The sequence below is a fragment of the Rhizobacter sp. P5_A1 genome, from assembly GCF_056400745.1.
This window is the reverse complement of record NZ_JBFUKR010000022.1, coordinates 44,964-59,519: the sequence shown is the minus strand read 5'-3', so window position 1 is coordinate 59,519 and position 14,556 is coordinate 44,964. Positions and strand designations below refer to the sequence as shown.

The following is a 14,556-nucleotide window of genomic DNA, read 5'->3' as shown; positions in this document are numbered from 1 at the left end:
GCTTCAATCCCAGCACCGACGCTGCCAGCGAGCCCGCCTTGCCTTCGATCTGCTTGTTTCTCCGGCGCGTTGCCTGCCTGCTGGCCGCGACCTGCGCGGCCCACGCATTCGGCCAGGTGCCCGCCGCCGCACCGGTCAATCCCGTCCCGACCACCGCCGCCCCGGCCGAGCCGCCGCTGAAGGAAATCTCGGTCGCCGCGAACTCGTTCGTGCGCGGTGCCGCGCTGCCCGCCTGGGCCGATGTGCTGCCGCTGCCCCCGACCCCGACCGAGCCGACGCGCCGTGCACTCGCGGTGCGCCTCGAAGACACGCACCTGCTGGTCGCCGAGAAGCCGGTGGTCCTGGTCAACGTCGCGCAGCAGGTGCTCGATGCAAGCGCGCTCGGCCAGATCGGCCAGATCGCGGTGCACTTCATCCCGCAGTACCAGCGGCTGCTGCTGCACAAGGTCGCGATCGTTCGCGGCGATCAGGTCATCGACCACACCGCGACCGCGCAGGTGCGTTTCCTGCAGCGCGAGGCCGGGCTCGAACAGGGCGTCTACAGCGGCGTGATCACCGCGAGCCTGCTGCTCGGCGACATCCGCGTCGGCGACACGCTGCACCTGCAGTACTCGATCGAGGGCGCGAACCCGATCTTCGGCGGCCGCTACGCGCAAGGCGTGCCGTGGCAGCGGCCGATCCCGGTGCAGCTGCGGCGCGTCACGCTGAACGCGCCCGAGGCGCGGCCGATCCACTGGAAGTGGAACAGCGACGGCGCCGCGTCGACGCTCGCGCCCGAGATCAGCACGCGCGGCGGCATGCGCCGGCTGCGCTTCGAGGAGCGCGAACTGGCCGCGGTCGAGCTCGAGCCGATGCTGCCGCGCGGCGCGATCCCGCTGCGCTGGCTGCAGTTCAGCGAGTTCGCCGACTGGGGCGAGGTCGCCCGCTGGGCCGATGGCCTGTTCCCGGCCGACGAGCCGCTGCCGCCCGAGCTCGTGCCGCTGGTGCAGCGCTGGCTGCGCCTGCCGTCGCGCTCCGAGCAGGCCTCGCAGGCGCTGCAGTGGGTGCAGAGCGAGATCCGCTACTACTCGGTCTCGCTCGGCGAAAGCTCGCACCGGCCGCACGCGCCGGCCGAGGTGCTGCGCAACCGCTACGGCGACTGCAAGGACAAGTCCTTCCTGCTGATGCGCCTGCTGCAGTCGCTCGGCATCCCGGCGCGCGCCGTGCTGGCCTCGCTCGGCTCGCCACAGGGGCCGGCCAAGGTGCTGGCATCGCCACTGGCGTTCGACCACGTCGTCGTGCGCGCGGCGATCGATGGCCGCGAGGTCTACCTCGACCCGACGCGGCTCGGCCAGCGTGGCCCGGTCGAGCGCATGGGCCAGGGCCTCGAGGGCGCGAGCGTGCTGATCGTCGACGCGCGCGAGACCGGCGGCCTGGCCGTCGTGCAGTCGCCGAACCGGCGCGAGATCTTCCGCAACGAGCTGACCGAGAAGTTCCGGCTCGAATCCTTCGGCGCCGACGGCGAGCTCGAGACCCAGCAGCAGTTCACCGGCCTGACCGCCGAGACGCTGCGCCTGACCGTCGCGCGCCTCGACCCGCCGCGCCTGCAACGCCTGCTGCTGACGAACCTCGAACGGCGCTACCCCGGCGTCGCCCTCGTCGGCACGCCCGAGGTCAGCGACGACGTCGACCAGAACCGCATCACGGTCCGCGCCAGGTACACGATTCCAAAGCTCGCGAACCCGGCCGACGGCAACTGGGTCATGCGCTTTGTTCCCGCCAACATGCAGAACACGATCGCGGCGCCGCCGTCGCCGACGCGCAACTTCGCGCTGGCGTTGCCGGCGTTCCCGGTCACCGTGCTGTACAGCGCCGAGATGCAGTGGCCGAGCAGCGTCAGCGCGGTGCTCGACCCGAGCACGCAGCGCATCTCGAATCCCGCCTTCAGCGCCGAGGTGACGCGCAGCTTTCGGGGCAATGTCGCGAAGGCCGCACTGCGCTTCGAACCGCTGACGAGCAGCGTCGCCGCGAAGGACGTGCCGACGATGCTGACCGATGTGAAGACCATGGAACGCGCGATCGGCGGCGTGATGGTCGTCGCGCCGAACCAGGTCAAGAACGGCGGCTTCCTCGGCATCGGCCGCAAGACCCTGCAGGACAACCTGCTGGCGCGCGCGAAGGCGACCGTCGAGCGCACCGGCAAGGCGATCGGCGGCGGCCAGCTCGCCGGCGACGACCTCGCGCAGGCGCTGTGCCTGCGCTCCGAGGCGCAGATCGAACTTGGCAACAGCACCGACGCGCTGAAGGACGCGCAGGAGGCGGTGCGCCAGGCGCCGTCGCTCGGCGCGGCCTGGTTCTGCCAGGGCAGCGCGAACTGGGCGCGCGGCGACTTCACGGCCGCGTCGAACGACTTCGGCAAGGCGCTTGCGTTCGGCGCGAGCGCCGGCGATGTCTACTACCGCCGCGGCCAGGCGCGTTTCTTCGAAGGCAAGCTCGAGCAGGCCGCCGATGACTTCGCGAAGGCCGCCGCCGACCGGCCGGATGCGAACAGCAAGGCCTACGCGCAACTCTGGCAGGCCTGGACGCTGCAGCGCCTGAGCCGGCCGTTGCCTGCCGAACTGCAGGCGGCGGCGAACACCGATCCGAAGGGCACCTGGCCTGCCCCGGCCCTCGCGATGCTCGTCGGGCAGCTGGCGCCGGAGCAACTCGTCGAGCAGATCGCCCGCAAGGACGGCGACGATCGCGAGCTCGCGCTGGCAGAGGGTTGGTTCTACATCGGCGAATACCAGCTGAACCAGAAGCAGCCCGAGAAGGCACGCGACGCGTTCGAGAAGGCGCGTGCCGTGGGCATCACGCGCTACATCGAGCACGCGGCGGCGGGTTTCGAGTTGCAGCGGCTCGGCGCGAAGCCGTGACCGGGTCTGCGCAAACGCTCAGCCGGCGCCGCCCGGCCCGGCCAGCACAGTGATGCGCGCGCCCGCCAGGCTCACGACCTGGCCCGCGCGGATCTTGCAGGTCTTGCGCAGCTCCTGCCGACCGTCGACCTGCACGAGCCCGTCGGCGATCATCATCTTCGCGATGCCGCCGCTGGGCGCCAGGCCGGTCGCCTTCAGCAGCGCATCGAGCGTGATGTACTCGCCGCGCACAGCGAAGTCGATCGGCCGCATCACAAGTCCAGCTCGAATTCGCGCGCGAGCAGCGCGTACGACGTGCGTCGAACCGCCGGGTCATGGGCCCAGGTATTGATGACGATCTCGTCGAGCGCGAGCTCGGCGGCGAGCGCGCGCAGCTGCGCGCCGACTTGCGCGGCGGTCCCGACGAAGGCCTTGGCGCGCATCGCCTCGACGGTCGGCCACTCGTCGGCCGTGAAGCCGCGTGCGGCGATCGCATCGGGCGCCTGCAGCGGCCCGAGCACGCCACGCGCGCGGTCGACGCGCCAGCGTTCGCGGCCGAGCGCATGGTGTGCGGCGGCTTCGTGCGTGTCGGCCGCGAGCGCCCAGACACAGACGGTGGCCTGCGGCTCGGGATGCCGCTCGCTCGGCCGGTAGAGGCGCCGATACAGCGCGAGCGCTTCGTCCGCGCCCTGCCCGTCGACGAAGAAATACGCAAAGGCATACGGCAAACCGAAGTGCGCAGCGAGCTGCGCGCCGTAGTTCGAGCTGCCGAGGATCCAGACCTCCGGCGCGTCGGGCCCGAGCGGGTGCGCGGTCAGCCCCAAGTGCGCGGGCAGCGAGGTCCAGGCCTGCAGGTCGCGCACCTGCTCCGGGAAGTTTTCGGCCGCGCTGTGCGCGTTCGGGTTCAGCGCACGCGCAGTACGCATGTCGCCGCCCGGCGCGCGCCCGACGCCGAGGTCGATGCGGCCCGGCGCCAGCGCCTCGAGCACGCGGAACTGCTCGGCGACTTTCAGCGCGCTGTAGTGCGGCAGCATCACGCCGGCGCTGCCGATGCGGATGCGCGTCGTGCGTGCCGCGATCGCGGCCATCAGCATCTCGGGTGCGCTGCCGACGATCGTCGGCAGACCGTGGTGCTCGCTGACCCAGAAGCGCGCGTAGCCGAGTTGCTCGCAGTGCTGCGCGAGCGCCAGCGTGTCGCGAATCGCCGCGCCTTCGCTGCTGCCTTCGACCGAGACCGATTGATCGAGAACCGAGAGCTTCAGCATCGGTTTCATTGCGGATGCGTCGGGTCGATCCAGCGCACCGACTCCGGCTTCTCGACCGGCTCGATGTCGAGGTTCACCGCGACCGCTTCACCATCGCTGCGCACCAGCACGCACTCGAGCGCCTCGGTCGGGCTCGCGTTGATCTCCTGGTGCGGCACGTACGGCGGCACGTAGATGAAGTCGCCCGGGCCGGCCTCGGCGGTAAATTCGAGCGCGTCGCCCCAGCGCATCCGCGCGCGGCCCTTGACGACATAGATCACGCTTTCGAGCGGCCCGTGATGATGCGCGCCGGTCTTCGCGTTGGCGTGGATGTGCACCGTGCCGGCCCACAGCTTGCGCGCGCCGACCCGTGCAAAGTTGATCGCGGCCTGCCGGTCCATGCCGGGCGTCTGCGCGGTGTTCGGGTCGAGCTGGTCGGCACCGACGACACGCACGCCATCGTGCTTCCAGTGGGTCGGCGGCGCCGCGGATGAAGGGTCGGATGACATGCCCGCGTTCCTCGCGTGATTCGAATCTGCTGTCGATTCTGGACCACAGTGCGCAGCGCTGCAGGCAAGGGCAAATCAAGCAGTGGCATGAAACCGGCCCGTTTCGTGTACAGTCCGCTCCACAGTTATGCGCAAGACAGTGGTTGCTAGAGATTCTTCCCCTTACCTGCTGCGGTGCTCGGTTCCCGAGATTCCTCAACAGGCTTCGATAGAAATCCCCCAGATCGTTTCTTGAGTGTCGCTGCATGCGCCGCATGTGCTGCGCATTCTTTGAAGATAGATAGGATAGTTTTCCATGACGACCCAAACCGGTACCGTGAAGTGGTTCAACGAGAGCAAGGGCTTCGGCTTCATCGCTCAAGACGCGGGCGGCGCTGACCTGTTCGCCCACTTCCGTGACATCCAGGGCAATGGCTTCAAGACCCTGCTGGAAAACCAGCGCGTCGAATTCGAAGTCAAGCAAGGCCAGAAGGGCCTGCAGGCCGCGAACATTCGCGTGCTGTAAGGCGCGGGGCGCAAGCCCCGCAACCAGAAGAACCGCGGCGACCCCGCGGTTTTTTTTCGCCTGCGCCGGGTCCGGCGTCCGTCGCGTGGGTGACTCGGTGCGCGCAGCCTGCGCTCTAAGATTCGGAGCTCACTCCAGGAGACACAAGATGACCACCCTCGCCGCGCTCACGAACCACCAGATCCGCCTGAAGGCACGCCCGAACGGCCTGCCGACGCGCGATGGCTGGGATTTCACGACCGAGCCGGTGAACGAACCGGGCGAAGGCGGCGTGCTCGTCAAGACCCTCGCGATCTCGCTCGACCCGGCGATGCGCGGCTGGATGAACGAAGGCAAGAGCTACATCCCGCCGGTCGCGATCGGCGAGGTGATGCGCGCCGGCGGCGTCGGCGAGGTGATCGCCTCGAAGAACCCGGCGTTCCAGGTCGGCGATGTCGTCGGCTGCACCCCCGGCGTGCAGGCGTACTGCCTGATCGCGGCCGACCAGATCAAGCGCAACGGCCTGTTCAAGCTCGACCTGCGCCTGGGCACACCGACGCAGTGGCTCAACGTGCTCGGCATGCCCGGCATGACGGCGTATTTCGGCTTGCTGGACATCGGCATGCCGCAGCCGGGCGAGACCGTCGTCGTCTCGGGCGCGGCCGGTGCGGTCGGCCAGACGGTCGGCCAGCTCGCGAAGATCAAGGGCTGCCGCGTCGTCGGCATCGCCGGCGGCGCGGCGAAGTGCGATTGGGTCGTCAAGGAACTCGGCTTCGATGCCTGCATCGACTACAAGGCCGGCAACGTCAAGGCCGACCTGCGCGACGCCTGCCCGAAGGGCGTCGACATCTACTTCGACAACGTCGGCGGCGAGATTCTCGACATCGTGCTGACGCGCCTCGCGCGCAAGGCCCGCATCGTCATCTGCGGCGCGATCAGCCAGTACAACAACACGACGCCGGTGAAGGGCCCGGCGAACTACCTGTCGCTGCTCGTGAATCGCGCGCGCATGGAAGGCATGGTCGTGTTCGACTACACCGATCGCTTCCCGGTCGCGGTCGCCGAACTCGCCGGCCACCTGAAAGCCGGCCGCATGAAGAGCAAGGAAGACGTCGTCGAAGGGGGTCTGAACGCCTTCCCCGAGACGCTGCTGAAGCTGTTCAACGGCGAGAATTTCGGCAAGCTCGTGCTGCAGTTCGCCTGAAGCCCCCGCCGGCGCCGCGAAAGCGGCGCTGATCGGGGCTTCCCGGGCGCAGGGCGCCGCTAGACTGGACGGCCGGCGCCGCATCTCGCGCGCGCCGCGATGCCGGCCCCGATGATCGATCCGACCGCTTCACCACCGCCTGCAGCTCCGCTCCCCGAGGGCGTGCTCGCGGCGTGGCTGGGCCAGAGCCACGACCTGCTGGCGCTGACCGACGCGGACGGGCGCCTGCACTGGTGCAACCCGGCGTTCACGTTGGCGACCGGCCTGCGTGCGCCGGCCGAGCTGCTCAGCCTGGCACCGCCCGACTGGCATGACGGCTCCTCCCACGCCACGCTCGCGACCGCGCTGCGCGGCCAGACGCTCGGCACGGCGCCGCTCGAACTGCGCGCGGCGAACGGCAGCGCGTTGTGGGTCGACGTGCGCGTGACCCGCATCGGCACCGAGTGGCTCTGGACCCTGCGCGACTGCAGCGCGGCGCACGAGCTTGCCGCGCGTGCACAGCACCTGTCCGAACTGCTCGACATGGCGCAGGAATTCGGCCGTCTCGGCGTCTGGGAGCGCAACCTGGTCACCGGCGTGGGCCGCTGGGATCGCCACGTCTTCAGCTTCTGGGGCATGGAGCCGACCGGCGGTACGCCCGACTATGCCGCCGCGGCGGCTCGCATCCATCCCGACGACCAGAACACGACCTACGTCGATTCGATGCGCCGGGCCGGCCGCTACGCGCAGCGCTATCGCGTGATCCAGCCCGACGGCAGCATGCGCTGGATCCACTCGCAGTGGGAGGTCAAGCATTCGCCGCGGGGCGTGCCCGAACGCACGATCGGCATCATGGTCGACGACACCGAGGTCTACGAGCTCGCCCGCTCGCGCGACGTGGCCGCGGCCCAGCTGAAGCTCGCGACCGAGCTCGCCGACATCGTGATCTGGCGCCATGACCTGAAGACCGGCCGGGTCCACTACAACGACCACGGCTTCAAGGTGCTGGGCATCCCGTACCGGCCCGGCGGCGTCTCGCTGGCCGAGGCCCGCGCGCCGACGCACCCGGAAGACGTCGGCAAGCTCGCGGCCTCGACCGCGCATGCGATGAAGACCGGCGTGCCGATCGACGTCGAAGTGCGCCACCGGCGCCGCGACGGCGCGTGGCGCTACATGCTGGTGCGCCGCGTGATCGAGCGCGACGCGGCCGGCGAGGTCGTCGCGTTCGTCGGCATCACGCTCGACGTGACCGCGCAGGTCGAGCAGTCACGCCGCGCCGAGCAGCTCGCGTTGCGCCTCGAGGCCGCCGCCGAGGGCGCGCGCATCGGCATCTGGACCACCGTCGTCGGGACGCGCCGGACCGAATGGAACACGCAGATGTACGAGCTGTTCGACCTGGTCGGCGCCAGCAAGCCGCCGACGCTCGGGCAGTGGATCGGCCAGTGCGTGCACCCCGACGACACCGCGCGCGTGACGCAGACGACGCGCTCGTTCCTGCGCCACGAGACGCAGGCGTTCGAGATCGAGTTCCGCATCCGGATGCGCGACGGGCGCATCCGCTGGATGGTGCTGCGCGCCAATCTCGACCGCAGCGGCGTCGACCCGACGCGCGTGTTCGGCATCGCGATGGACGTGACCGAACGCCACGACGCGATTCATGCGCTGCACGCCGCCAGCGAACGCGCCGCACTGATTGCCCGCCACGCCGGCATCGGCACCTGGGAGTCCGACCAGGACGACGTGCCGGTGCTGTGGGACGAGCAGATGTGGCGCCTGCGCGGCCTCGCACCACGCCCGACCCCGCCGGCTCGAGGCGAGCGCCTCGGCCTCGTCCACCCCGACGACCGGGCCCGCGTGATCGGTGCCAACCCCGGGTCGATCGGCGGCCAGGCCGCCTACGAGTTCCGCATCCGGTTGCCCGACGGCAGCCAGCGCTGGATCGCGTCGCGCTCGGCCGCGCTGCACGACGAGCATGGCAGGGTGATCCGCCGGGTCGGCGTGAACTGGGACATCACCGAGGCGAAGAACGCCGACCTCGCGCGCCAGCAGGTGCTGCTGGCCGAGCGCGAGAGCCTGGCGAAGTCGCAATTCCTGTCGCGCATGAGCCATGAGCTGCGCACGCCGCTGAACGCGGTGCTCGGCTTCACGCAGCTGCTGCAGCTCGAAGCCGGCACGGGCACCTTGGCCAGCCAGTCTGCCAAGCTCGACCACATCCGCGCCGCCGGCGAGCACCTGCTCACGCTGATCGACGATGCGCTCGACCTCTCGAGCCTGCAGGCCGGCATGCTGCGGCTCGAACTGCAGCCCGTGTCGATGGCGGCCGCAGTCGCGCAGACACTGCCGCTGGTCGACGCGCTCGCGGCCACGCACGGCACCACGCTGCACCACGGCGCGCTCGACGGCGCCGTGCTCGCCGACCCGACCCGGCTGCGCCAGGTGCTGCTGAACCTGCTGACGAACGCGATCAAGTACAACCGCGCAGGCGGCCAGGTGCTCGTCGACAGCGCGGTCGACCACGACACCGTTCGCTTCAGCGTGCGCGACACCGGCCGCGGTCTGCGGCCCGAGCAAGTGGCACACCTGTTCGAGCCCTTCAACCGGTTCGGTGTCGAGAGCGAAGGCATCGACGGTTCGGGCATCGGGCTGACGATCGTGAAGGCGCTGGTCGAGGGCATGGGCGGGCGCATCGGCGTCACCAGCCAGGCGGGGCGCGGCACGGTGTTCGAGGTCACGCTGCCGCTGGCACCGGCACCAGCACCGGCGGCCGCATCGCACGCCGCGGCGCCGCCCGCGCGCGTACCGATCCCGCGGCTGCGTTCCGGCCAGGTGCTCTACATCGAGGACAACCACGTCAACGTGCTGCTCGTCGAAGAGCTGGTGAAGAGCCTGTCGGGGCTGCGTATCGTCTCCGAGGCGACCGGCGCGGGCGGCGTCGCGCGTGCCCACGCGTTGCGACCGGACCTGATCCTGATCGACATGCAGCTGCCCGACTTCGACGGCTTCGAGGTGCTGCGCCGCCTGCGCGACCAGCCGGAGACCGCTTTGATCCCGTGCATCGCGCTGTCGGCGAACGCGATGCCCGCCGACATCGAGCGCGGCCTGGCCGCCGGCTTCAACGACTACTGGACCAAGCCGATCAAGTTCAAGGCTTTTCTCGATGCGCTCGACGAGCGCTTCCCGGTGTCAGGGGCCGGTCACTGATCCTGCGGCACGAGGCCGCGCTGCCTCAGCATCGGCAGCGGCGTCGGCCCGCGGCCGCGGAACGCGCGGTACGCCGCCGAGGGTTCGATCGAGTTGCCGGTCGAGTAGATGAACTCGCGCAGGCGCTGCGCGACCGCCGCGTCGAACGGGCTGCCGGCTTCCTTGAACGCGTCGAAGCCGTCGGCATCGAGCACCTCGGCCCACAGGTAGACGTAGTAGCCCGCGGCATAGCCGGAGCCCGCAAACAGGTGCTGGAAATGCGTCAGCCGGTGGTTCAGCCCGACCACCGCCGGCGCACCGATGCGCGCCAGCTCGGCGCGCTCGAACTCGACCACGTCGGGCGCTTCGGCGTCGGTCAGCGCGTGCGCCGCCATGTCGACGAGCGCCGAGGCGGTGTAGCGGACCGTCTCGTAGCCCTGGTTGAACAGGCGCGCGTCGTGCAGCTTCGCGATCAGCGCGTCGGGAATCGCCTCGCCGGTCAGGTAGTGGCGCGCATGGCGCTTCAGCACCTCGGGTTCGGCCAGCCAGTGCTCGAAGATCTGCGACGGCAGCTCGACGAAGTCGCGCAGCACGCTGGTGCCCGAGACGCGCTCGTAGGTCACGTTCGACAGCAGCCCGTGCAGCCCGTGGCCGAACTCGTGGAACAGCGTGCTCGCGTCGTCGAAGCTGAGCAGCGTCGGCTCGCCCGGCGCGCCCTTCGCGAAGTTGTTGTTGTTGATGATGATCGGCAGCGCATCGATGCCCGCGCTGCGCGACTGCTTGCGAAACGAGCTCATCCACGCACCGCTGCGCTTGCTGGCGCGCGCGAAGTTGTCGTGCAGGAACACGCCGATCGGCGCGGCATCGGCGCCGCGCACCTCGTAGACCTTGACATCCGGGTGGTACGCGCGAATTTCGGGCCTGGCGACGAAGGTGATGCCGAACAGGCGCTGCGCGCAGTCGAACACGGCCTCGACCATGCGATCGAGCGGGAAGTACGGCTTGACGACCGCCTCGTCGAGCTCGTAACGCAGCTGGCGCACCTTCTCGGCGTAGAAACGCCAATCCCAGGGCTCGAGCGGCGCGGCCTCGCCGCGCGACAGCGCGAGCGCCTTCAGCGCCGCGAGCTCTTCGGCGGCACGCGCCTTCGCCGGCTCCCAGACCTGCGTCAGCAGCGCCGTCACGGCCGCCTGCTGCCCGGCCATCGTGTCGGTCAGCGCGTAGTCGGCGTAGCTCGCGAAGCCGTGCAGCCGCGCCTGCTCGTTGCGCAGCGTCAGGATCTCGCGTGCGACCGGCCGGTTGTCGTGCTCGCCGGCGTGCTCGCCGCGGCTCGTCCAGGCGCGCCAGGCCTGCTCGCGCAGATCGCGCCGCTCGGAGAAGGTCAGGAACGGCACGATGTGCGATCGCGACAGCGTCACGAGCAGGCCGTCGTCGATGCCGCGCTCGCGCGCAGCCTGCTTCAATGCAGCCTGCACGAAGTCCGGCAGGCCGGCCGCCTCGGCCTCGCCGCGCAGCACGAGGCGAAAACCCGACTCGTCGGCGAGCACGTTCTGCCCGAAGCGCGTCGTCAATTCGGCCAGGCGCTCCATGACCTGCGCATAGCGCTTCTGCTCGGCTGCACCGAGCTTGGCGCCGGCGCGCACGAAGTCGAAATGAAAGCGCTCGAGCACGCGCTTCTGCTCGGGCGTCAGCGGCAGCGTTTCGCGCTGGGCGTGCAGTGCGTCGACGCGCGCGAACAGGCCGCGGTGCATCGACACCGCACTGCGGTGCGCCGCGAGCAGCGGGGCCATGCGCATCTCGACCGCCTGCAACGCCGGCGAGGTCTCGCTCGACGTGAGGTTGAAGAACAGCCCCTCGATGCGCCGCAGCAGCCGCGCGCCGCAGTCCATCGCGGCGATCGTGTTCTCGAAGCTCGGCGGGCGCGGATCGGCGGCGATCGCGTCGATCTCGCCGAGTTGCTCCTGCAGCGCCAGCGCGAACGCCGGTTCGAAATGTTCCGCCCGCACGGCCTCGAAGGGCGGCAGCTCGTACGGGGTCTCCCACGGCTGCAGAAGGGGGTTGCTCGTGGCAGGTGACATGGCGCTTCTCGGGGTGGGAGAAGCGCGGATTCTAGGGCTCGACCGAGCTGCCGCGGGTCGGTGCGGCGCGCCCGCCGAACCACAGCGGGCGGGCGTTCGTCACGGCTTGGGCCGAAATCATTTGCCCTTCTTGATCGCGGCCTCGTCTTCCTCGAAGTAGCGGCGGTTGCTGCAGGACTGGCCGAACGTGGCGTGCGCGGCCTGGTTCGCGTCGACCCGGCCGTTGAACGCGGTGACGCGCGCCTGGTACGCGTCGATCTGCTTGTCGCGCCCCTGCACGGCCTCGTTGTAGGCCGCGATCGCCTCGGCGTTCGTGCGGTCGACGGTCTCGAGCTGGCTCTTCAGCGTGTCGCCGGCGCGCGTGATCTGCTCCTTCTGCGCGGCGATCGTGGCCTGCTCGGCGAGCAGCTCGCCGTCATCGGCCTTGACCTTGTCGCGCTGCGCGATACAGCTGCGCAGCTGCTCCTTGGTCAGGTAGGCGCCGCTCGCCTTGTCGCCGAAGCCGCCCTCCTTCTTCGCCGGCTTGTCGGCGGCACAGGCGACCCCGGTGGCGAGGACGAACGGCAGCAGGATCAGCAGGGAACGGGTCGGATGGCGCATGGCGGTCGGCAACGGAACACAAAACGAGGCCGGCATCATGCCACCGGTTCGCGCATCGTCACGAACTCCTCGGCGGCGGTCGGGTGAATGCCGATCGTCGAGTCGAACACCGCCTTGGTCGCGCCGGCGCGCAGCGCGACCGCGAAGCCCTGGATCGTCTCGCCGGCATCGGCGCCGACCATGTGCAGGCCGACGACGCGGTCGGTCGCCGCATCGACGACCAGCTTCATCAGCGTGCGCTCGGTGCTGCCCGACAGGGTGTGGCGCAGCGCCTTGAACTCGCTGCGGAAGATGCGCACGTCGCCAAGCCGCGCGCGCGCCTGCGCCTCCGAGAGCCCGACGCTGCCGACGCTCGGGTGCGTGAACACCGCGGTCGGGATCATCTCGTAGTCGACCGCCCGCCTGCCCGCGTCGAACAGATGATCGACCAGCGCCATCGCCTCGGCCAGCGCGACCGGCGTCAGGTGGACGCGGTCGATCACGTCGCCGACCGCATGGAGGCTCGGCAGGTTGCTCGCGTAGTGCGCGTCGACCAGCACCGCGCCGTTCGCGGCGAGCTTCACGCCGAGCTCGGCCAGGCCGAGGCCCGCGGTGTTCGGCTGCCGGCCGGTCGCATAGAGCACCTGGTCGGCGAGCCGCGTGCCGCCGTCGCGCAGGCTGACGCGCAGGCGCCCGCCGGGCTCGCGCGCGATGCGCTCGACATCGCTGTGCGTGTGCAGGTCGATCCCCTTCTTGCGCATCTCGGTGGCGACGAATTCACTCACGTCGGCATCGAAGCCGCGCAGCACCTGCGCACCGCGGTACAGCTGCGTGACCTGCGCGCCGAGGCCGCGAAAGATCGACGCGAACTCGCAGGCGATGTAGCCGCCGCCGACGACGACCAGGTGCTGCGGGAACGTCGGCAGGTCGAAGATCTCGTCCGAGGTGATCGCCAGTTCGGAACCGGGGAACGGCGGCACGACCGGCCGGCCGCCGGTCGCGACCAGGATGTGCTTCGCGGCATGGCGCACGCCGTCGACCTCGACATCGTTCGCGCCGGTCACGCGTGCCCAGCCGCGCAGGATGCGAACGCCGGCATCGGTCAGCAGCTTCGCGTAGATCGCGTTCAGGCGGCCGATCTCGAGCGCGCGGTTCGCCTTCAGCTGCGCCCAGTCGAGCACCGGCGCGGCCGCGGACCAGCCGTAGCCGTGCGACTCCTCGAACGCCTCGGCGTAGTGGGCCGCGAAGCTGTAGAGCTTCTTCGGGATGCAGCCTAGGTTGACGCAGGTGCCGCCGAGCGGCGCCGCGTCCGCCACCGCGACACGCGCGCCGCGCAGCGCCGCCATGCGCGCGGCGCGCACGCCGCCGCTGCCGGCGCCGATCACGAACAGGTCGAAAGGCGATTCACTCATGCGCGGGCTCCGGCGGCGGGATGCGGGCGGCCGGCTCAGCCGAGCGCCTTCTGCAGGGCTTGCGCGACCAGCGCATTGACGCCGCCCTCGAAGGTCGCGGCGCGCTCGTGCAGTCGCTTGACCAGTTCGGCCGGCAACTTGCAGGCGAACGGCACGAGCCCGGCCGCGGCATCGCGGCGGCGCTGCTCGCGCTTGTCGACGGCCTCGGCCGCGCCCTGCGCGAAACGGTCCGGCACGCCGGCGGATTTCATGCGGCCGTCGAGCTTCTTCGCGAGGTGTTTGACGAGATCGGTCTTCTTCATGCTCATGGCGGGCCCTGTGCGGATGGTCGTTCGACGAATGGCGCGATTGTCTCGCGCTCCGCGGCCCGGCGCAGGCCTCTGGTCTAATCGGCCGCTTCCCTTTCGGCGCAGACCCCCACCCATGGCCATCAAGGCGATCATCTACAAGGCGAACCTGCAGATCGCCGACATGGACCGCAACGTCTATGTCGACCACGCGGTGACGATCGCGCGGCATCCGTCCGAGACCGACGAACGCATGATGATCCGCCTGCTCGCGCTGGCGCTGAACCTCCCGGTCGACCCGAATCACGGCATGCTCGAACTCGCGAAAGACCTCTGGGAAGCCGACGAGCCCGCGCTCTGGCACAAGGACCTGACCGGCGAGCTCAAGCACTGGGTCGAGATCGGCCAGCCCGACGACAAGCGCCTGATGAAGGCCAGCGGCCGCGCCGACCGCGTCGGTGTCTACAGCTTCAGCCAGAGCACGCCGATCTGGTGGGCCGGCATCGCGACGAAGATCACCCGCGCCAGCAACATCGCGGTCTGGCAGATCGACGCCGCGCAGAGCCAGGCGCTCGCCACGCTCGCCCAGCGCAGCATGCAGCTGCAGATCAGCGTGCAGGACGGCACCGCCTACCTCGGCGACGGCGAGCGCTCGGTCGAGATCACGCCGATCCGGCTGAACCCACGCTGAACCTGCGCCGGGCAAGGCGTTTCCGGCCTCGTCCAC

The 14,556-nt window shown here is 70.1% G+C and carries 12 protein-coding genes; 5 read left to right on the top strand and 7 right to left on the bottom strand.

Features of this window, described 5'->3' with window-relative positions; genetic code table 11:
- Positions 1-38: 38 nt before the first annotated feature.
- Positions 39-2,894: a DUF3857 domain-containing protein gene (locus tag AC1DTW_RS21090; RefSeq protein ID WP_477983343.1), complete on the top strand. Its 2,856-nt coding sequence runs from the start codon at positions 39-41 to the stop codon at positions 2,892-2,894.
- Between the two features lie 18 nt (positions 2,895-2,912).
- Here the strand turns inward: AC1DTW_RS21090 and AC1DTW_RS21085 are convergent, their stop codons facing one another.
- The 3 genes from AC1DTW_RS21085 to AC1DTW_RS21075 are packed head-to-tail and all read right to left on the bottom strand — an operon-like array spanning position 2,913 to position 4,626.
- On the bottom strand, positions 2,913-3,146 hold the full coding sequence (locus tag AC1DTW_RS21085) for an RNA-binding S4 domain-containing protein (protein ID WP_477983342.1): 234 nt from the start codon (positions 3,144-3,146) through the stop codon (positions 2,913-2,915).
- Complete coding sequence (locus tag AC1DTW_RS21080) at positions 3,146-4,135, bottom strand: LLM class flavin-dependent oxidoreductase (protein WP_477983368.1); 990 nt, start codon at positions 4,133-4,135, stop codon at positions 3,146-3,148. Before AC1DTW_RS21080 ends, AC1DTW_RS21085 begins: the two co-directional genes overlap by 1 nt.
- Before the next feature lie 8 nt (positions 4,136-4,143).
- Entirely contained in the window at positions 4,144-4,626 is a 483-nt protein-coding gene (locus AC1DTW_RS21075) for a cupin domain-containing protein (RefSeq protein WP_477983341.1), read from the bottom strand.
- Positions 4,627-4,921: 295 nt separating this feature from the next.
- Here AC1DTW_RS21075 and AC1DTW_RS21070 point away from each other — a divergent pair, with 295 nt between their 5' ends.
- The 3 genes from AC1DTW_RS21070 (at position 4,922) to AC1DTW_RS21060 (ending at position 9,494) form a co-directional block, all read left to right on the top strand.
- Positions 4,922-5,131: a cold-shock protein gene (locus AC1DTW_RS21070; RefSeq protein WP_056467777.1), complete on the top strand. Its 210-nt coding sequence runs from the start codon at positions 4,922-4,924 to the stop codon at positions 5,129-5,131.
- 148 nt (positions 5,132-5,279) lie between these two features.
- Positions 5,280-6,314 (top strand): NADP-dependent oxidoreductase, encoded by a 1,035-nt coding sequence (locus AC1DTW_RS21065; RefSeq protein WP_477983340.1) that lies wholly within the window; start codon positions 5,280-5,282, stop codon positions 6,312-6,314.
- Positions 6,315-6,425: 111 nt separating this feature from the next.
- Positions 6,426-9,494, top strand: a complete 3,069-nt coding sequence (locus AC1DTW_RS21060) for a PAS domain-containing protein (protein ID WP_477983339.1) — start codon at positions 6,426-6,428, stop codon at positions 9,492-9,494.
- Here AC1DTW_RS21060 and AC1DTW_RS21055 read toward each other — a convergent pair.
- The 4 genes from AC1DTW_RS21055 to AC1DTW_RS21040 all read right to left on the bottom strand — a co-directional run bounded on the left by AC1DTW_RS21055 (position 9,488) and on the right by AC1DTW_RS21040 (position 13,850).
- Positions 9,488-11,551 carry a M3 family metallopeptidase gene (locus AC1DTW_RS21055; protein ID WP_477983338.1) on the bottom strand — a complete coding sequence of 688 codons (2,064 nt, stop codon included), beginning with the start codon at positions 11,549-11,551 and terminating at the stop codon, positions 9,488-9,490. The genes AC1DTW_RS21060 and AC1DTW_RS21055 overlap by 7 nt on opposite strands.
- Before the next feature lie 117 nt (positions 11,552-11,668).
- Positions 11,669-12,151, bottom strand: a complete 483-nt coding sequence (locus AC1DTW_RS21050; RefSeq protein WP_477983337.1) for a hypothetical protein — start codon at positions 12,149-12,151, stop codon at positions 11,669-11,671.
- A 35-nt stretch (positions 12,152-12,186) separates the two neighbouring features.
- The gene (gene gorA / locus AC1DTW_RS21045; RefSeq protein WP_477983336.1) at positions 12,187-13,542 is read right to left on the bottom strand and encodes a glutathione-disulfide reductase; all 1,356 of its coding nucleotides are present in this window, start codon (positions 13,540-13,542) and stop codon (positions 12,187-12,189) included.
- A 35-nt stretch (positions 13,543-13,577) separates the two neighbouring features.
- Complete coding sequence (locus AC1DTW_RS21040) at positions 13,578-13,850, bottom strand: hypothetical protein (RefSeq protein ID WP_477983335.1); 273 nt, start codon at positions 13,848-13,850, stop codon at positions 13,578-13,580.
- Between the two features lie 115 nt (positions 13,851-13,965).
- Here AC1DTW_RS21040 and AC1DTW_RS21035 point away from each other — a divergent pair, with 115 nt between their 5' ends.
- Positions 13,966-14,520 carry a YaeQ family protein gene (locus AC1DTW_RS21035; RefSeq protein WP_477983334.1) on the top strand — a complete coding sequence of 185 codons (555 nt, stop codon included), beginning with the start codon at positions 13,966-13,968 and terminating at the stop codon, positions 14,518-14,520.
- Positions 14,521-14,556: the final 36 nt, after the last annotated feature.